The following is a 20,042-nucleotide window of genomic DNA, read 5'->3' on the forward strand; positions in this document are numbered from 1 at the left end:
CTATATCGATGAAATTGTTTATGCTTGCGCGGTCGTCTTTTGACTAGCTGCTGCGAATATTGGTGTATTAACATCGATAGCGGCAGGCACAGTCACTGCTTGGCAATCGATGACATCAATGAGTTTATTTAATTGATGGGTAAGCAATTCAATCACTCGCTCACTTTTGACATCAAAATGCAGCGTGACGGTACCTGCTTCGTTGAGCTGCATATTCATATTGATAATGCTAAAACCACGATGACGGGTCACTCTTAGCACTCGCTCCAGCACTTCTGGTTGGTTGTGTAAGGTTAATTCAACTGAATGCATCATGTTTGTTTCTCCATTTGATCCATCATGTCGCTATTACATGCCCCTGGCGGAACCAATGGCCACACGTTAAACGCATCATCAATGGACACATGCAGCATAAAAGGTCCTGGGGTACTTAGCATTTCATCTAACGCTGCTTCGACTTGGTCAGCGCGACGAATTGTTTTCCCTGGAATATCAAATGCTGATGCCATTAAGACAAAGTCTGGGTTATCTGATAAATCGGTTTCGCTATAACGTTGTTCAAAAAACAGTTGTTGCCACTGCTTAACCATGCCCAATTTTTGATTATCAATCAGTAAAATTTTTACCGGCAATTTGCGGCGCTTAATTGTGGTGAGCTCTTGAACGTTCATCATAAATGAACCATCACCAGATACCGTCACCACTGTGGCATTTGGACGCGCCACTTGTGCGCCAATAGCCGCGGGTAAACCAAAGCCCATAGTGCCAAGACCTGCACTGGATAAATGATCTTCAGGACGGCGAAACCACATATGCTGTGCCACCCACATTTGGTGTTGGCCCACATCGCAGCTGACAACACTGTCTTCTGGTAATTTGTTTGCTAGTCGACGTAACATTGCTGGAGCATAAATCAATTCACCCGGATGTTGATAATCCCATTGGTGTTGCTGAAATAAATCTTCAATTTCTTGCTGCCATGGCGCTAATGAAAGCGACATCGATAACGCGGGTAATACCTGTCTTAAATCTGCTGAAATAGATACATCAGCTTGGCGGAGCTTATTGATTTCTGCGATATCGATATCAAGGTGCAGCACTTTGGCATCTTGAGCGAAGGTGGCTAATCGCCCGGTGACCCGATCATCAAATCTTGCGCCAACGACAATCAATAAATCACAGGCTTGCACGGCTAAGTTTGCCGCTTTACCACCATGCATACCGAGCATACCTAAGTAACCTTTGCAGCCATGTTCAATACTACCAAGACCTTTTAAGGTCGCCACTGAAGGCATACCCGTTTCATTGATAAATTGACGTAAATGATCAACTGCGCCCGCCATACCTACCCCGCCGCCAACATACAAAATAGGCTTTTTAGCTTGTTGTATTAAAGCTTTAGCAGCATCTATCGCGCTTAGCTCAGCTGCGGGTTCTTCAGTAAAGCTGAGTATTGGAGTTTTGTATTCAAGCTCAGCTATTTGGATATCTTTGGGAATATCAACTAACACAGGGCCGGGTCTGCCAGATGCGGCAATTTCAAAGGCTTTATAAAGCGTCGGGATAAGCTCATTGATATCCGTCACCATAAAGCTGTGTTTGGTGCACGATAATGACATACCAAGAACATCAATTTCTTGAAAAGCATCGGTGCCAATCACTGCCGTTGACACTTGGCCTGTAATCGCCACCAAAGGCACAGAATCCAGTAATGCATCAGCAAGCGAGGTGATTAAATTAGTCGCACCTGGGCCTGATGTGGCAAAACAGACTCCCGTTTTACCGCTGGCTCTAGCATAACCCACAGCGGCAAATGCAGCGCCTTGCTCATGGCGACTCAGCAGGTGGGTAACAGGGCTACCATACAGAGCATCATAAATTGGCATAATAGCGCCACCTGGGTAACCAAATACTGTGGTTGCACCATGTGCGGCCAATACTTTAATGACTGCGTCCGCGCCTCTCATTTTTTGCCCTGATTCCATATGCATCTCTCACGCTCTGTATTGTTAATGTGCCCAGTATTTGCAGCCCTAAAACTAAAAAACCCCCGTTCCTTTCGGAGCGGGGGTTTTTGCAAATGTTGACTTTCTAACTCAGTCTTTTTGCCAAACTCCACCCCCGCGGTGATTTAATAATCACGACGGTAATAATCACAATAATGAGCTGGGCAGCTTGGTTAAACATAAATGACTGAATCCTAAAAATGTCTTAAAAAATATTTGTTAATGTTGCTATAAGGTCTCGCACTTTGCCAGACTGTTTATAATTCATCCTTTATAGGAGTACCATAAAGCGATTTATAAACACAACATAAAATTGTGTTGTCAAAAAAAATTCAGCTTCCCTGCCGAGACAATGCAAACAACAACAAAATCTAAAGCTATGATGGTCAACACAAATCCGTGATAACCAGCCTAAGCTTTTGATTGATTGTTTCTACTTTATGCAAGTTTTAACTTTACAAAAGTTTGATGCCTGCCCGAAAACGTAGCTGAACAGGTACTTCACAACACAATCAACAAAAATTAGTTAGCTTCAACAATACCTTTCATATCAGTCATGTAACCGCGTAATTCTGCACCGACAAACTCAACATCGGTATGACGAATCGCTTCATTCACTTCAATTAAGCGCTTGTTATCAACGCTATTTGAACCCGCAGCTAAACCAGCACCTAATAACTCTGGTGACATTGCTTTTACGTAGTCACGTAATAGCGGCACCGCTGCATAGTTAAACAAGTAACAACCGTATTCAGCAGTATCTGAAATAACTACGTTCATTTCATATAAACGTTTGCGTGCAATGGTGTTAGCAATCAATGGCGTTTCATGTAGTGATTCGTAATAAGCTGACTCTTCAATAATACCTGCTGCAACCATGGTATCGAACGCTAGCTCTACACCGGCTTTGATCATGGCAACTAAGAAGATACCTTGGTCAAAATACGTTTGCTCATCGATGTGTTCATCTGATACTGGTGAATTTTCGAATGCTGTTTCGTTGGTTTCTGCTCTCCAACGAAGTAAGTTTGCATCGTCATTGGCCCAATCTGCCATCATAGTGCGAGAGAACTCACCACTAATAATGTCATCCATGTGCTTTTCAAATAATGGTTGAAGAATTTCTTTCAACTCTTCAGCAACTTCAAACGCCTTCACTTTGGCAGGGTTTGATAAACGATCCATCATGTTAGTGATGCCGCCATGCTTAAGTGCTTCAGTGACAGTTTCCCATCCTTGCTGAATTAACTTACTTGCATAACCTGGCTCAACACCGTCAGCGACCATTTTTTCATAACCAAGAATGGCGCCGGTTTGCAACATGCCACAAAGAATTGTTTGCTCGCCCATTAAGTCAGACTTAACTTCTGCAATGAATGATGACAATAAAACACCCGCTCGGTCGCCACCAGTTGCACTTGCATAAGCTTTAGCAATGGCAAGGCCATCACCTTTCGGGTCATTTTCAGGGTGAACCGCTATCAGTGTTGGGACACCAAAACCGCGTTTGTATTCTTCACGTACTTCAGTACCTGGACACTTAGGCGCAACCATAACAACAGTGATATCAGAACGAATCTGCATACCTTCTTCAACGATATTAAAACCGTGAGAGTAAGATAATGTGGCACCTTCTTTCATCAATGGCATTACTGCATTAACAACATTTGAATGCTGTTTATCAGGTGTTAGGTTAAGCACTAAATCAGCAGCAGGAACAAGCTCTTCGAAAGTGCCTACTTTAAAACCGTTATCAGTTGCTTGCTTCCATGATGCACGTTTCTCAGCAATCGCTTGCGGACGTAATGCAAAAGAGATATTCAAGCCTGAGTCACGCATATTCAGACCTTGGTTTAGGCCTTGTGCCCCACAACCTAAGATCACGATATTCCAATCTTTAATAAAACTACAACCGTCGCTAAACTCAGTACGATCCATAAAGCGGCATTGTGCTAATTGAGCTAATTGTTGACGTAAATTCAGAGAGTTAAAATAGTTAGCCATCTGAGATACCACCTTTAATTCAGAAATTTGAGACACTCCATTCTGGCAGCCAAACTATCCAGAAGTTGTGATTGAGATCACTATAGCGTAAGCTCATGATTGCTCAAAATGATATATTCGGCACACTACGTTTCACTTTTTGCAACGTTATTGATATATCCCGCATATCTGAACAAATTGATTTCAAGACACTGATTTTATTAAGGCTACAACATGGATATTCGTGCATTAAAACTGTATTTACACTTATGCGACAGCCTGCATTTTGGCAAAACAGCCCAGCAAACCCATGTGAGCCCGTCAACATTAAGCCGCGCATTGCAGCGCCTTGAAGAAGAAGTGGGTTGTAAATTGTTTGAGCGGGACAATCGCAGTGTCAGCATTACCCATGCGGGCAATGAATTTAAGCAATTTGCCGAACACACCTTAGCTGAGTGGTTAAGTTTGAAAAGCCGCATTGACCCCGAGCAGCCCTTACTTCACGGTCGTATCAACTTATATTGCTCAGTCACTGCCGCATACAGTCACCTACCTGCATTGCTTGACCGCTTTAGACGTGAGCACCCTCATGTGGAAATTACCTTGAACACGGGGGATGCGGCCAATGCAGTAGCAGAGATCCAACATAATCGCGCCGATGTTGCCATTATCGCCTTGCCAGACTCATTGCCTGCAAGCCTACATTTTGAAGAAATCGGCCAAGTGCCGCTGCATCTATATGCGCCCACCATAAAATGCCAAGCCCAAAGCATGATTAAGCAACAACCCATAGACTGGGCGCAGCTGCCTTTTATTGTCCCCGACCATGGGCCTGGCAGACGCCGCGCTGATAATTGGTTTAAAGCCATGGGCTTCAAGCCCAATATTTATGCGCAAGTCTCGGGGCAAGAGGCAATAACCTCGATGGTGGCCTTGGGCTGTGGCGTCAGTATTAGTCCTGATGTGGTAGTCGAAAATAGCCCAGTGCGAGAACGCTTACAGCGGCTTGAATCACCACAAGATATCGCCCCCTTTCAATTAGGTTGTTGCTGCAAAGAAAAACGCACTCAAGAACCTATTTTAAAAGCCTTTCTTGAAGTTATTTAAGCCTCTCAAATATCAACAGCAGCTAAAATCGCACTGTTGATTTTAGCTGCTACACTTAGAAAGCTTAAAAACTAACTAAATAGTTACTAAATTCCAGCACACAAAACAAAAGGATTTGTTAATGGCTATTGCCTGTGTAAACACCCGCGCTTGTTGCGGCGTAGAAGCGCCTAAAGTCACTGTCGAAGTACATCTTAGTAATGGTTTGCCTGCGTTTAATTTAGTGGGGTTACCTGAAACCTCAGTAAAAGAAGCCAGAGAGCGAGTCCGTAGTGCCTTAATAAACGCTGGTTTTGAATTCCCCATGCAGCGAATAACGGTCAATTTGGCTCCAGCTGATTTACCCAAGCAAGGTGGCCGTTATGATTTGCCTATCGCCATTGGTATTTTGGCCGCCTCGGGGCAAATTCCTAATACCCAGTTAGCCCAATGTGAGTTTATTGGTGAGCTAGCCTTGTCAGGACAAGTAAGGCCCTGCATTGGTATTCTGCCCGCTATTATTGCCGCTAAAAATCAACAGCATGAATTATTCATCCCTTTAGATAACCGCCATGAAGCAGAGTTAGTGGGTTACCCGCAAACCCACTTAGTCGCTCACTTGCAAAACCTCGCAGCCTTTATGCACGGCCAAGCAAAATTACCACTGGTTGATCAGCAATTGGAATGGTTTGAAGAACCTTTAGCAGAAAACGCACTCTGCCTCAGCGAAGTGATTGGTCAATACCAAGCTAAGCAAGGGCTGGAAATCGCAGCGGCAGGTGGTCACAACACCCTATTTATTGGTCCGCCCGGTACAGGTAAAAGTATGCTGGCCAATCGGATAATCCCGCTACTGCCCAAGCTTACCTATGAAGAGGCCATTGATGTTGCTGCGATTCATTCGGTTGCAGGACTTAATATTAAACCCCAAGCCTTTTTAGAGCGGCCTTTTCGAGCGCCACATCATACGTGTTCATCAATATCCTTAGTGGGCGGAGGCAGCGTGCCAAAACCTGGGGAAATATCCTTAGCCCATAGAGGCATTTTATTTCTTGATGAAATTGCGGAATTCCCTCGCAAAGTATTAGATTGCCTGCGTGAGCCAATGGAGTCTGGTGAAGTGGTTATCTCTCGGGCTGCCGCCAAAGTAACCTTTTCTAGTCGCTTTCAACTCATCGCGGCGATGAACCCTAGCCCTTGCGGTGATGTTGAAAACTCTCGCGCAACGCCTGACCAAATTCAACGTTACTTATCCCGTTTATCAGGGCCATTTTTAGATAGATTCGATCTCACGATAGAAGTCCCTAAACTGCCTGCAGGCACCTTAACGCAAACCCAAGAAATAGGCGAAAGTAGCCAATCCATTGCTAAGCGAGTGCAGCTAGCGCGGGAAAAACAACTCAGCCGTGCAGGCGTGATTAATTGCCAGTTAAGCCCAACCCAATTGAAACAACACTTAGCCATGAGCCAAAGCGATTTAGAGTTTCTCGAACAGAGTATTCAACAATTGGGCTTATCCGTCAGAAGTTTCCATCGAATTCAGCGGGTGTCACGCACCATTGCAGACTTGCAACAGTCTGAAACCACCGAAAGAAGGCATATAGCACAAGCACTTGGCTACAGGGCAATGGACAGGTTAATGAACCGTTTGAGCCAACAATAAATAGCTAACGCATTAAAATATCGAGTGATTACCTGAAAAATCACAAAAAGTTTCGATATTATTGTTCAGTGGATTGAGCCGAAGGCTATCACGGAGTAACATAAGCTTCCATTTACAGGAGAGCTAGATGCCGCTGTTAGCAAAAATTAAAGGATCTATAGCATTTATTTGCTATGTCATAAATACGATCGTCTGGGTTACACCCATTCTAATTTTTAGTATTTTCAAACTATTACCCATTAATGTTATTCGTAAAATATGCAGTTATATTTTAGATAACTGTGCCAGTGCGTGGATCAGTGTTAATGGTGTTATCGAAGCCATTTTTCATCCCGTTACCATAAAACTAAGCGGTGATGATCAGTTTTCTGAAAAAGAATGGTACATGGTTATAGCTAACCACCAGTCATGGGTCGATATTTTAGTACTTCAGCGTGTTTTTAATCGTAAGATCCCATTTTTAAAGTTTTTTTTAAAACAAGAGCTCATATTTGTTCCCATATTAGGGCTTGCTTGGTGGGCGTTAGACTTTCCCTTTATGCGTCGTTATTCGACAGCACAATTGAAAAAGAACCCAAAACTTAAAGGTAAAGACATTGAGATTACCCGTAAGTCGTGCAACAAATTTAAGCATAAGCCTGTCAGCGTGATGAATTTCGTTGAAGGCACCCGTTTTCATCCGCAAAAACACCAAAAGCAAGCTTCGCCTTTTCAGCACTTGCTGAAGCCCAAAGCCGGTGGAATGGCCTTTGCTTTAGATGCTATGGGTGAACACATCAACAAGTTAGTTAATGTCACCATTTACTACCCTAATAAAGTGCCAAGCTACTGGGAGTATATTTGCGGCGAGTTAACTGAGGTTTATGTCGATATTCACATCTCTGATATCCCAGCGACCTTAAAAGGTGACTATAGTAATGATAGGCAGTTTAAAATTGATTTTCAGTCTCAGTTAAATCAACTTTGGCAAGAAAAAGATAAAAAAATCAGCATTATGGCTGAAGAAAACAAATAAGAGGTATTTAGCTACATGCTAGGTTTTTTACCAGGTCCAGTCATCTTTTTTATTAGTAGCAGTTTATTGATCATCAATACCACACTATGGGCAGGTCTCATTAGTATTGGTGGCGTCATTAAGCTGGTCGTTCCTGTAGTTGCAGCAAGAAACGCACTTACTCGCTTAATGAACCGCTTTATGTGGGCATGGGCAAGCTGTAATGGCGGTATTTTATTTCTCATTGCTAAAATAGAGTGGGATATTGAGGGGCTTGAAGGCCTGGATGAACGCGGCTGGTATTTGTTGATCAGTAACCATGTCAGTGGCTTTGATATTGCAGCGCAAACCTATATCTTGCGTAACCATATTCCTATGTTGAAGTTTTTCCTTAAAAAAGAGCTAATCTTTGTGCCCTTTCTGGGTTTAGGCTGCTGGGCATTAGATATGCCGTTCATGAACCGAACTAGCCCTGCTAAGCTCAAGAAGAATCCAAAACTTAAGGGTAAAGATTTACAAACCACCCGCAAGGCATGTGAAAAATTTAAGCATTTCCCAACATCAATTATTAATTATGTGGAAGGCAGCCGTTTTACTGCAGATAAACACAAGCGCCAACAGTCGCCTTATAAACATTTGTTAAGGCCAAAGGCTGGCGGCATTGCCTTTACCCTTTCGGCAATGGGCGAGCAATTTACTGGGTTACTTAACATGACCTTAGCTTATCCTGATGCTGACACAGAGAAAGGCGCTTTGTATGAGGTCATGTCTGGGCGTGTTAAAAAAATTGTGGTCAGAATTGAGCAAATGCCAGTACCTAAAGTGGATGCTGAAGATTATTTCTCTAATCCTGAAACCCGAGTTGAATTTCAGCGCTGGTTAAACCAAGTTTGGTTCGAGAAGGATCAGCAGTTAGATGGTATTTATAAAAAATACCTTAATGACACATCTACGCCCAAATAGTACTGTTTAAAATCAGCCTAAAAACACGCTTAATTGCGTGTTTTTTGTTTTTAAACCAACAAGCTTCATCAAAACAGTTAAGCCAACAACAGTTTCTCAACAAGCATAAAATCAGCAAACTTAAATGTAATTTGAAAAAAACTATATTACTCGCGTAATATGGTTATAATTCAACAATAAAAACTTTAAATCGCTGGCAACATATACAAATAAACTAGCGGTACGCCCTGTTGTAAGCATGTTTATAAATTAGATATTAATTAACAATGTGCAATTTGGCATCATTCTTTACCCATTATAATTATTACAGGTGCAGATTGAATTTACGTTTTTCCTTAGCCTTGAAAACATGCTTATGCATTTTGGTGCTCTTCACCTCAATGTCAGCTTCCGTCTATGCAATTAGCCCACTTAATGACAATCACCTGTTAGCGTTTGAACAATTTGAAGCCTCTAACGACTTAAATCAAAACTCTGTCACTAAACTGTTCAAAGATAGCTCAGGCATGTTATGGGTTGGCACTCAAGATGGCTTACACAGTTATAACGGCATTCAATTTGATGTGTTTGTTAACGACGGTAATAATCCCACCAGTATTGCCGGCAATTACATTACCGATATATTGCAATCATCTGATAGTGACTTATGGGTGGCAACCTTTTCCCAAGGACTCAGCCGTTTAAACCTCAGTAATGGTGAGTTTACTCATTTTGGGAGTGCCCAAGGGTTAACAGACTTAAAGCTAACTAAACTCACGTTAATTGATAATAGTTTGTGGATAGGGACTCAATCAGGTTTATTCACCCTATCACTGCATACCAATAAAATAGCAAAAATAAGCTTAAATAATGCTATCGATCCTCATATCACCAGTATCGCCAATATCGATGACAAATATATTTTTGTTGGCACCCAAGCCAGTGGCACTTACGCCATTGATAGCAACAACATTATCCGCTTAGATATCCCACCCAACCTGCGGGTCAATAGTATAAAAACCAGTCACGATAAAAGCGCAGTGTGGTTAGCGATTAGCAATCGACTGATCAGCTACGATCTGATTAGCGGCGAACAAACCACAATTTGGATCAATAACCAAACTAAAAAATACAATCAAATAAAAGACTTTGTCATCAATGGTGATAAACAAATATGGGCCATTGGCGCAAACGCTGGGTTAATTCAATTGGATTTAATTGGTGATACATGGCGCAGCCGCATCCATAAATACGATCCCAATAGTCGCCAATCTATTAGCGAAGACAATCTACAAAGCATCATGCTCGCAGAAGACGGTAACCTATGGTTAGGCACTCGCTACTCAGGAATTAATAAGCTTAACCTCAATCAAGTGTATTTTAACCATATTTACGAACTCCATCCTAGCAAGCCTAAAATGGCCAATATGATCCGGGCGATTTTTCGTGATGATCAGCAGCGTTTATGGATTGGCACTGAAAGCGCAGGCTTAAAACTATTTGATGAGCAGCAAGGTAGTTTTTATTACTACAACGACCTATTTGCTCAGGCCCTTAATGTACATGAAGCAGAGTACCCGTTAACTGTACATGCCATCACCCAAACCCAAGACGGTAATCTGTGGTTTGGTACTAATCACGGGCTGGCACAATTAACGCCAGATCAGCAGCTGTCATTTGTGCCTTTAGCTGATAATAGCGCTTCAGACTCGCTGCTGATCCGTAAATTTGCTCAAGATGATAGCGGCCGACTTTGGATTGCTAGTAACTACGGCTTATATTTTGTATTGCCAGGTGAAGAGGTTATTCATCAATACAATTTTGATTTTCAGACTGAATTTGTCCCCAGTAAGCGCCCAATATTGTCCCTTACTTACCATAACAACAGCCTGTGGCTCGGCACAATGGCAGGCTTAGTCAGACTAAAACCTGACACACAAGAACTCATTCTCAAAAGTCGCCAAGCAGCCGACACTAGCACACTCAGTGATAATCGTATTAGAGATTTTATCGTCACTGATGCTGGGGATTTTTTCATGGCAACCCATAGTGGTGTCGATAAAATTATCGAAACCAGCAATAACCAACTGCAATTTGAGCCCTTAAGTGAACCGTTAAAGCAGCACACGGTTTATGCCATGTTAGAAGACGATGCTCAAAACCTGTGGCTTAGTACCAATTCTGGTATCGCCAGAGTATCGACTAGTTTAGAGTATATGTTCTTCAACCCCTTTGATGGAGTGCAAGCTGCGGAGTTTAACGGCGGGGTTAAATTTAACGATACTGATGGCCAGCTGTGGTTTGGCGGCGTTAATGGCATAAATCAATTTAATCCACTATTGGTTCCAGCTAAAAGACCTAACACTAGAATAGCCCTAACCAGTTATCATTTGGGTGAGCAGCATTTTCCATTATTAAATTTGCAACAGCCACCAGCATTACAAATGCCCTACTCTGATAAAACCATTGGTTTTACTGTCAGTACACTGAATTTTAATTACCCTGGGTTACAGCAACTGAGTTACAAATTAGTCGGTCACAATGATGATTGGGTTGAGTTAAATCAATCAAATGACATCAGTTTTAGCAATTTGCCGCCGAAAAAGTTTGAGCTGTTAGTGCGCTCGACCCTCACTGATAACCCCTACACAGAGCCGCCTTTTAGTATCAAATTTACTGTGGTGCCGCCATTTTACCTAAGTAAAGGCGCTTACGTAGTTTATGGCATTGCGATGATGTTGCTAATGACGTTTTTCATATACCTAAAGCAATTAAAGCGTGAAAAACAACGTGAGTTTGAAATCAGTATCCGCGCTTCAGAAGAACGTTTAAAGCTAGCATTATGGGCTTCTGGCGACGGTATGTGGGACTGGAATATCCGCGACAATAAAGTTTACCGCACCAATACCGTGCCCTCACAACGGGTAGTAGCAGATGACGATCAAGCACTGATCACTCATATCCACCCAGAAGATAAAGCCCGCGTGACTCAACAGCTAAATGACCATTTAGCCGGGAAAGCAGAATTTTTTGAGGCAGAATACCGAGTAGAGAAGCAGCCAGGTAAATGGATATGGTTAATTGATCGCGGTAAGGTCGTTGAGTGGGATCAACAAGATAAACCGGTTCGCATGGCGGGAACTCATAAAGATATCACCGTCAGAAAAGAAACTGAAAATGAGTTAAAACTCTCAAGCCAAGTGTTACACAGCATGAATGAAGCCGTAGTGGTTGGCGAACTGGATTACCGTATTCGCACGGTAAACCCTGCGTTTAGTCGTATTACCGGCTTTGACCATAAAGCCATTGTAGGTAAACACTTCCTGTATTTAGCTTATGGTAAACAGTCTCGATCCTTTTATCATAACGTTGAATTACAGCTGTTACGAAAAAAACATTGGGCGGGTGAGATTAATATCCGCACTAAAAATAAAAAAAGCATTCTGGCATGGCTGGAGATCAATCAGGTCATCGATACTAAAGGTGAAACGAGCCACTTTGTTGCGGTATTTACTGATATCACTTCCCGTAAAAAGGCCGAAGAAGATTTACGCATATTAGCCAATTTCGATCCACTAACAGGGTTACCAAACCGCACCCTATTTCAAGATAGGCTTAATCAAGCCATAACCAAAGCCCATCGTTCAAAAGACATTGTGGCATTATTCTTTTTGGATTTAGACCGCTTTAAGCACATTAATGACTCCATGGGTCATCATGTGGGGGATTTATTATTAAAAGCGGTGGCGATTCGATTGCAAAACTCGGTGCGCGATGGCGATACTGTTGCTCGTCTCGGTGGCGATGAATTTACCATTATTCTTGAAGGGCTCAGCAAAATAAAATCTGCTGCTGTTGTGGCAGAAAAAGTATTAAACGCCTTTAAGAGTCCGTTCTTATTGGATGATAAAAATATTACCGTATCACCTTCTATCGGCATTAGTTTGTACCCTAATGATGCCAGCGACAGTACCTCATTAATTAAATATGCAGATACTGCCATGTACCATGCTAAATCTTTAGGGCGTAATAACTTCCAGTTTTACACTGAAGATTTAAACCAATATGCCACCCGTCATGTAGAGCTTGAGGCAGGCCTTAAACAGGCGATTCAAAATAATGAAATGTATCTGGTATATCAGCCCAAGTTTGACATTAAAACCAAGCGGATTATTGGCGTTGAAGCCCTACTGCGCTGGGAAAGTAAAACCCTTGGATTTATCTCACCAGTGGAATTTATTCCGTTAGCGGAAGAAACCGGGATGATTAACGGCATTGGCCATTGGGCCATTGATCAGGCCTGCAATCAATTAGCTGAATGGCATCAACAAGGCTTTGAGCATATTTCTGTGGCTGTTAACTTATCAGCAAGACAACTTAAAGCCGATATTATTTCCACTATTGAAGTGGCCCTTGCGGTATCAGGGTTACCCGCCAGCGCTCTGGAGTTAGAGCTGACAGAGTCGATGATCATGGGTAACCCGCAAGACTCAGTCACAGTATTAGCCCAGCTAAAAGCCCTAGGCCTTACCATTGCCATTGATGACTTTGGTACTGGTTACTCAAGTTTAAGTTACTTAAAGCGCTTCCCTATCGATACCTTGAAAGTTGATAGAGAATTTGTCCGCGATATTATTGATGATCCTGATGATGCCGCTATTACCAGCGCCATTATTACTCTGGCCCACAGCCTTGAACTCAATGTCGTGGCAGAAGGCGTTGAAACTGAGGCGCAATTTGACTTCTTAAAGCATGAAGGCTGCGATCAAGTGCAGGGCTTTTTACTCAGTAAACCACTGACTGCTGAGGACTGTTTAGCAAGGCTAAGATTAGATAACCAGCAGGAAAAACTAGCATAGCATTAAAGCGATTCAATAAAAATCGACACAGCTAAACCCTATACTCCAAGCAATAAAAAAGGCTCAAATGAGCCTTTTTTATTGTCTGAATTTATTCAGTTTAGCTATGGCGCGACACGCTCAACACGCTTAACCCAGCCTTCAGGTCCTTCAAGCTCACCTTTTTGCAGTTGGGTAAATATTTGATAAATACGCTTGATGCAAGGGCCAACTTCACCATCACCAACTGTAACAATACGGCCATCTTCAAAGATGTACGAGCCCACTGGCGATACCACGGCTGCAGTACCAAATCCGCCCGCTTCAACAATTTCACCGGCTTCGATATCTGCGATAAATTTGTCCAGCATAATGGTTTCTTGGCGCACTTCACATCCCAATAAATGGCCAATTTCTAGCATAGATTGCGAGGTAATGGACTTTAAGATAGTGTCAGTAAACGTCGGGATAATTACAGTGCCATCTTTGAGGATATGGAAGTGGTTCATTGCGCCCACTTCCTCAATCTGCTTGTTGTTCGCATCAAGATATAACACTTGGGCAGCGCCATATTCAGCAGCGGCTTGCCCCGCTCTTAACGATGCTGCGTAATTACCGGCCGCTTTTGATGCCCCCGTGCCGCCTGATACCGCGCGGTGGAATTTTTTACTGATCAGTAATCGAATCGCTTTATTCACCCCATCAGCGTAATAAGCACCACTTGGGCTTAAGATCACGCAGAAAGTAAAGTTCAAGCTTGGGCTCACTGATAAACGATCTTCGGTAGCAAAAATAAAAGGCCGAATATATAAACATGCGCCATCTTGCATTGGAAACCACAGCCTATCGACATCAATAAGCGCATTAATGGCTTGCAGTTGAATGTCTTCAGCAAGGTTAGGAATACATAAGATATCTGCAGAGGTATTTAAACGTTGGGCATTCTTATCCAGTCTAAAGGTGTAGATTTCACCATCGTCATGCTTAAACGCTTTAGCACCTTCAAAGATGGACTGACCATAATGAAGCGCAATGGCGCCCGGGGCCATTTCAAACGGCGCATAAGGCTCAATGCGAGGGTCACACCACTGGCCATCTCGATAATCCATTAAAAACATATGATCGGTTCTGAGATTACCAAAGCCTACATTGCCTTCTGGTTTAAACTGCTCAGTACGACGCGACGATGCCGCTTTTAAATTATATTTGATGTCCATTTGCTACCACCTTAAAAACAATGCTAGCAGACTATGAATCATCAGATGTAATGTCAAGCAAATGGATAAAGTGGAGCACAATTAAGCGTCAATCGAAGTTCACAATAATTAAAACCATAAAATTAGCCGTTAAAGCATGGTAAACCGCAACAAATAAAGTTTTATCATTTCACTGAAAAAGCACAGGATGTGGCGGTTTTTAGCTTAAAACAAGCCACTCACACTGACAGATGGATAAAGCTTACAAAATAGTAGCCAAAGTCGTTCTTTTTTTAACCACTTAACGAATTTGGCTATTCCTTAAACCCCAGTCACTGCTAGAATCAGCATTCCATCCAGAAACTATTAGGACTCCCGATATGAGCCTTGAATTACTGTCCCAACTGGAAGCCAAAATCCAGGCAACTCTTGAAAATGCAGAGCTACTAAAAATGGAGCTTGAAGAAGAGAAGCAAAAGAATGCTCAATTGACTGAGACTAATCAGCAATTGCAACAAGACCTAAACTCTTGGAACGATAAAGTGAATGGCCTTGTCGGCTTACTCAATAGCGAAAGCTAAACTGTGTTAGTTTCAACATGCTGAGCTACTAGCATTTGGTTAAGCTCAGAAACAGCCTGCTTTACTTTTGGCAGGCTTTTTTTCGGCATTAAAAAACGCCCCTTTCTAAACTCTAAACACCCTAAGTCTTTTACCCAAATCACCCCAGTTAAAAAAATTCGCGCATGTTTAACGATGAGTTTAGGTGCATATACCGGAAACCTTCTCATGGAGACTCCTTTGGCTATATTTCATTTTACAACTCAAAGTTGGACAAAAAAACCGCAAAAGAGTTTCATTAAAATCGATCTTTTTCCGCTTCAAAATAACTCAATGTAAACAAAATGTAACGAGCCAGTAAAATGACGCTTGCCATTTTTTTGACACCTTGGTAAAGTGACTTCGTTACTCAGGGTAAATAACGAGCCAATTGGCTCAACACCGCACTGTTTTAAAATGCAAATTTTAAAACATGCGGTTTTTTTTTGCTCTTTTTCAGCCACTAATAAATTAAAGATACAAAAAAAGGAGCCATTGGCTCCTTTTGTCACGTGGGAGGTTAAACCCTCATGTTACTTGTCAGCTGTCGCTAAGTAATAAGCGATGTCTAATAGCTCATCGTAAGACTTAATCGCACCTGTCTCAACACGGTATTTACCGTTAACCACTAACGAAGGCACACCAGAAATTTTTGCATTCTGAGTATCACGCTTCATTTTAGACATTTGCGCATTCACCATGAAAGACTTAGCTGCTGCATCAAAATCTTTACCGTCAACACCGTTAGCAATAAACACCATACGGATATCATTTAAGTTGGTGAAGCGTTGCTTTTTGTCATGGATTGCAGCAAAAATAGCTGGTTCAACTTTCTTTTCAACATTGAGCTGATGAGCAATAGCGAAAGCACGTGACATTTCTACGCCCATATCTGCGCCAATAAACTCAACGTGTGCCTGATTAAAAGCCACACCTTCTGGAAGGGTCGCTTCAATTTTTGGTACTACAGTTTTTGAGAAGTTGTAACAATGCCCGCAAAAGAATGAGAAAAACTCAGTAATTTCAGGCTTTGATGTGGCTGGGCCTTCGTTAATCACAGTGTAGTGCACACCTTCTTTATAGTCTGCTGCGGTTGCCGCCATTGGGGCTAATAGTAACGCTGCAGCCATTAATAATGCTTTTTTCATCTTGTTTCCTTTAGTATGCAATCTCAATTATGCCGTAGCATAGTTAACGCTAATTTATCTAAATCTATAATAATGTAGATTATCTCTTATGCTCAAGACCTTATCAGGATCATTTGTAACAATCTACGTTATGGTTTGCCAATTACTCAATTAAAAACTCATCAAGCTTAATGGCTCTTCATCCAGCGCTGAAAGTTGCTCTTTAAACGCTAATGTTTGCTGTTCCCAGTATTTGATATCACCAAACCATGGAAAGTTCCTTGGAAAAGCAGGATCTTGCCAGCGTTTTGTTAGCCAGGCATTGTAATGGATCATTCTCAATGCCCGCAGCGGCTCAATCAGCTTAAGTTGCTTGTGGTCAAAATCACAAAACTCCTCATAGCCTTCAAGTAATACATCTAGCTGTAATAACCGTTGGGCTCTATCACCAGTGAGCATCATCCAAATATCTTGCACCGCAGGGCCTTGGCGAGCATCATCTAAGTCAACAAAACCAGGGCCATCTGGGGTCCATAAAATATTGCCTGGATGCAAATCACCATGAAGCCGTAATGTCGGAAATTGATGCTGCGCCAATACAGACTTGGCCTTGGCCAACACTTGCTGCGTGACAGTGAAAAACTGCTGACTAATGGCCTCAGGCACTTGCCCTGACTGCTGTAAATATTGCAGCGCATCATCCCCTAAAATTTGGCAGCTTAAGGGCTCACGATATTGAAAGCTCTCTTTACTAGCATATTGATGTATCCGGCCAATAAAGCGACCAACTGCTTCAAGTTGATCAAGGTTATCCACCTCAAATGCGCGGCCACCAATAGAGGGAAATAAAGTAAAACGATAACCTTTAAATTCATGCAGGGTTTTACCCTCAACAATCACAGGTACTGCAATGGGGATATCTTCAGCAGCTAACGCGAGTGCGTAATCATGCTCCTCTTGAATTTGATTATCACTCCAGCGATGAGGGCGATAAAACTTCACCACATAACGATTACCGCGATCGCAGCGAAATTGATACACCCGATTTTCGTAACTATTTAACGCCAGCAACCCCGTTTCAGGATAGATGTTAACACTCTCAATGGCATCGAGAATTAAATCAGGCGTTAAGGCTTGATAATGAAAGCAAGCCTCGTCAGCACTAGCCTTTGGCGCGATATCGTTAAGATGTGATTCCGGTTCTATTACATTACCCGACTTTTCCTGACTATCGATATCTTCGTCATTATCTAGATAGTCGTTGTCAGCATTGTCATTATTCATGTGTATCCTTTACCGCATTGGCAGTGATCAGCGGTTGTAGCAAGGTGATTAAATATTCTAGCACTTCAAGATCGGCTTCTACTTCCGTTGATATCCAACAAATATCGCCGTAAAACTCATAGTTAAGCCACAGCTGACTGCCTTCAAAATTAAGCTGCCATTGGTGCCTATCTGCGCCCCATAAGCGATCGCGAATATCACAATCCATTGCCAAGGCTAAGGGCTCAGCAAACGCTTCAAACTGCTCAAAATCTATTTCTGCTGAAATTAAAATGCTCAGCGAGGCTTTATCTAATTGCACCGAACGCAATAACATGATGTTCCTTTAAATAAGTTGCTTAAATACCTTGTTACTATGACTGACTAGCTACTACAAGACATGATTAAGCCTTGTCCCCATTGGGGTGGTCTATTGGCATAATGGTCTAATTCTGGTTGCTCAGCATAGGGCTGAGTTAACAGAGTATGCAGCTCTAACAATTTACTATTGTCGCCTTCTTCCACCGCCACTATGGCTTCTTGGGCTAAGTAGTTGCGTAAAATATACTTGGGATTCACACTATTACGCTGTGCTTGCCATTGGTCAATATCATCAACCTTTCCAACCCGCTGCTGATAACTTTTATACCAGTCGTCAAATTTGGGTCTATCGATTATCTCATCACTAATATTGGCGTGGACACTGGTTATGTCTAACTGACCAAACGCCCTGAAAGTATTGGTATAGTCCAATAAATTATGCTGTAACACATGGCAAAATCGGCCAATGAGATCTAAGTCGGTTTTATCTTGCTCTTGGGCTTGCGCCGTGGTTTGCTCACTGACACTCAAGCCCATTTTAGCGCGCATGAGCAGTAAATATTGCTGCACTAACTCAGCTTGATAAGTATTCAGCACAGCCACTAAATCATCTGACTCAATGACGGGCGTTAATGCTTGGGCTAAACGTTGCAGGTTCCACAGGCCAATGCCAGGTTGCTGACCAAAGGCATAACGGCCCTGGGGATCGGAGTGATTACAAATAAAGTCTTCTTTAAAAGTATCTAAAAAGGCAAATGGGCCAAAATCAAAGCTGTCACCAAGAATCGACATGTTATCAGTATTAAGTACCCCATGAGCAAAGCCTACCGCTTGCCAGTGGCCGATTAAAATAGCAGTATCTTTTACTACTTGGGTAAACCAGGCTTTATAGCCTTGATAATCTTGAGTTAAATGCGGGTAATGCTGCTTAATGGTGAAGTTTAGTAACTGAATTAGTTTATCTTTACCACCTTGGTCGCTATGGCAAAAATACTCAAAGTGACCAAAACGAATATGGCTTTTGGCTAAACGCACTGTAATCGCCGCAGTTTCTTGTGATTCACGCCATACCGGTAAGTCAGAGCCAATCACCGCTAATGCTCGGGTGGTCGGAATCGATAATGCCGCCAAGGCCTCGGATGCTAAAAACTCCCTTACCGCGGAACGCATAACCGCTCGACCATCACCACTGCGAGAATAAGGTGTTGGCCCAGCCCCTTTTAAGGCCACATCCCAAGCTGACGCGTTATTAGCTGTTTTACTTGTAGCATTAGGGTTTGCCTGCGCTTCGCCGAGAATAATTGAGCGCCCGTCCCCTAATCGTGGGCTATAACCACCAAATTGATGGCCACTGTAAACTTGCGCATAGTAACTTGCCCCAGGCATAGCGTGATTACCTGACAGTTGCAGCAGTAATTCATCATCACCTTGGGCGTTAAGTTGGCCTCTTTGCGCGCCAATTAATTTGGCGGCGTCATCACTCCAAGCCAGCCAATGGGGTTGACTGATAGGCAATGGATAGACCTGCGAATAAAAGCCTTCCAGTTGTTCAAAATAATCCTGTTTAAACTGCATTTAACCTGTTCCTTGGGTCTACAATAGCCTGATGGCGAAGGCTAATAACTCACTACTGGCAAGGTTTTATTGACAGATAATGACATTGTCATCATTGACTTGGCATAACTGTTTGCATTGATAGCCTTTATCAATGGCAACCGGTATTGCGGTGGCATTCTCTAGCTGGTTAGCATCCAGTTGATGGCTGTTTTTGCCGCTTAATCTCAGCATGCCCTTGGCTTTAGCTTGGCATTGTTCAAGCGTATCGTAATAACCTGCTATAAATTTGGCGTTGATGGGTTGCTGCGGCGCTTTGGCTTCATCCGCATAATAAAACAGTGTCCATTCTGGGGTACGAATACAGCCGGTTAGCCCCATGATAGCCATGAATAAAAACAGCGTATTACGCATTTTACGATTCATCATTTAAACCTCTTTAAGCATGCTTATTTTCACCCTAAGTTGCA

General features: G+C 42.5%; 16 protein-coding genes. 6 read left to right on the forward strand and 10 right to left on the reverse strand.

All coding sequences use genetic code 11. The features are described 5' to 3' along the window. Nucleotides 1–18: 18 nt before the first annotated feature. The 3 genes from ilvM to ilvC form a co-directional block, all read right to left on the reverse strand. On the reverse strand, nucleotides 19–315 hold the full coding sequence (ilvM, locus tag BCU57_RS17085; RefSeq protein ID WP_076541898.1) for an acetolactate synthase 2 small subunit: 297 nt from the start codon (nucleotides 313–315) through the stop codon (nucleotides 19–21). Further along, nucleotides 312–1,985: an acetolactate synthase 2 catalytic subunit gene (ilvG, locus tag BCU57_RS17090; protein WP_102440069.1), complete on the reverse strand. Its 1,674-nt coding sequence runs from the start codon at nucleotides 1,983–1,985 to the stop codon at nucleotides 312–314. Before ilvG ends, ilvM begins: the two co-directional genes overlap by 4 nt. A gap of 543 nt (nucleotides 1,986–2,528) precedes the next feature. After that, nucleotides 2,529–4,010 carry a ketol-acid reductoisomerase gene (gene ilvC / locus BCU57_RS17095; protein ID WP_102440070.1) on the reverse strand — a complete coding sequence of 494 codons (1,482 nt, stop codon included), beginning with the start codon at nucleotides 4,008–4,010 and terminating at the stop codon, nucleotides 2,529–2,531. Nucleotides 4,011–4,223: 213 nt separating this feature from the next. Here ilvC and ilvY point away from each other — a divergent pair, with 213 nt between their 5' ends. The 5 genes from ilvY (at nucleotide 4,224) to BCU57_RS17120 (ending at nucleotide 13,533) form a co-directional block, all read left to right on the forward strand. Beyond that, a complete protein-coding gene (gene ilvY / locus BCU57_RS17100; RefSeq protein WP_102440071.1) occupies nucleotides 4,224–5,096 on the forward strand; it encodes an HTH-type transcriptional activator IlvY in 873 nt (290 codons plus the stop codon). A gap of 121 nt (nucleotides 5,097–5,217) precedes the next feature. Next, complete coding sequence (locus tag BCU57_RS17105; RefSeq protein WP_102440072.1) at nucleotides 5,218–6,738, forward strand: YifB family Mg chelatase-like AAA ATPase; 1,521 nt, start codon at nucleotides 5,218–5,220, stop codon at nucleotides 6,736–6,738. 127 nt (nucleotides 6,739–6,865) lie between these two features. Further along, complete coding sequence (locus BCU57_RS17110) at nucleotides 6,866–7,753, forward strand: acyltransferase (protein ID WP_102440073.1); 888 nt, start codon at nucleotides 6,866–6,868, stop codon at nucleotides 7,751–7,753. A gap of 15 nt (nucleotides 7,754–7,768) precedes the next feature. Beyond that, nucleotides 7,769–8,695, forward strand: coding sequence for an acyltransferase (locus tag BCU57_RS17115; protein ID WP_102440074.1), 927 nt, complete (start codon nucleotides 7,769–7,771; stop codon nucleotides 8,693–8,695). Nucleotides 8,696–9,075: 380 nt separating this feature from the next. After that, nucleotides 9,076–13,533, forward strand: coding sequence for an EAL domain-containing protein (locus BCU57_RS17120; RefSeq protein ID WP_277869105.1), 4,458 nt, complete (start codon nucleotides 9,076–9,078; stop codon nucleotides 13,531–13,533). A 104-nt stretch (nucleotides 13,534–13,637) separates the two neighbouring features. On the opposite strand, the gene BCU57_RS17125 is transcribed toward BCU57_RS17120, so the two are convergent. After that, entirely contained in the window at nucleotides 13,638–14,729 is a 1,092-nt protein-coding gene (locus BCU57_RS17125) for a branched-chain amino acid aminotransferase (protein WP_102440076.1), read from the reverse strand. A 359-nt stretch (nucleotides 14,730–15,088) separates the two neighbouring features. Here BCU57_RS17125 and zapB point away from each other — a divergent pair, with 359 nt between their 5' ends. Then, nucleotides 15,089–15,289, forward strand: coding sequence for a cell division protein ZapB (zapB, locus tag BCU57_RS17130; RefSeq protein WP_055026159.1), 201 nt, complete (start codon nucleotides 15,089–15,091; stop codon nucleotides 15,287–15,289). On the opposite strand, the gene BCU57_RS17135 is transcribed toward zapB, so the two are convergent. The 6 genes from BCU57_RS17135 to BCU57_RS17160 form a co-directional block, all read right to left on the reverse strand. Beyond that, the gene (locus tag BCU57_RS17135) at nucleotides 15,286–15,498 is read right to left on the reverse strand and encodes a DUF1107 domain-containing protein (RefSeq protein WP_102440077.1); all 213 of its coding nucleotides are present in this window, start codon (nucleotides 15,496–15,498) and stop codon (nucleotides 15,286–15,288) included. The genes zapB and BCU57_RS17135 overlap by 4 nt on opposite strands. Before the next feature lie 342 nt (nucleotides 15,499–15,840). Next, on the reverse strand, nucleotides 15,841–16,455 hold the full coding sequence (locus BCU57_RS17140) for a thiol:disulfide interchange protein DsbA/DsbL (protein WP_102440079.1): 615 nt from the start codon (nucleotides 16,453–16,455) through the stop codon (nucleotides 15,841–15,843). Nucleotides 16,456–16,605: 150 nt separating this feature from the next. After that, nucleotides 16,606–17,718: a serine/threonine protein kinase gene (locus BCU57_RS17145; protein WP_102440080.1), complete on the reverse strand. Its 1,113-nt coding sequence runs from the start codon at nucleotides 17,716–17,718 to the stop codon at nucleotides 16,606–16,608. Beyond that, nucleotides 17,711–18,034 carry a DUF3630 family protein gene (locus BCU57_RS17150; RefSeq protein WP_102440081.1) on the reverse strand — a complete coding sequence of 108 codons (324 nt, stop codon included), beginning with the start codon at nucleotides 18,032–18,034 and terminating at the stop codon, nucleotides 17,711–17,713. Before BCU57_RS17150 ends, BCU57_RS17145 begins: the two co-directional genes overlap by 8 nt. A gap of 47 nt (nucleotides 18,035–18,081) precedes the next feature. After that, nucleotides 18,082–19,593: a protein adenylyltransferase SelO gene (locus BCU57_RS17155; RefSeq protein ID WP_102440082.1), complete on the reverse strand. Its 1,512-nt coding sequence runs from the start codon at nucleotides 19,591–19,593 to the stop codon at nucleotides 18,082–18,084. Between the two features lie 66 nt (nucleotides 19,594–19,659). Beyond that, nucleotides 19,660–20,001, reverse strand: a complete 342-nt coding sequence (locus BCU57_RS17160; RefSeq protein ID WP_102440083.1) for a hypothetical protein — start codon at nucleotides 19,999–20,001, stop codon at nucleotides 19,660–19,662. Nucleotides 20,002–20,042 lie beyond the last annotated feature (41 nt).

Origin of the sequence: Shewanella sp. 10N.286.48.B5, assembly GCF_002874355.2 — a bacterium.
In the GTDB taxonomy this organism is placed as follows: domain Bacteria; phylum Pseudomonadota; class Gammaproteobacteria; order Enterobacterales; family Shewanellaceae; genus Shewanella.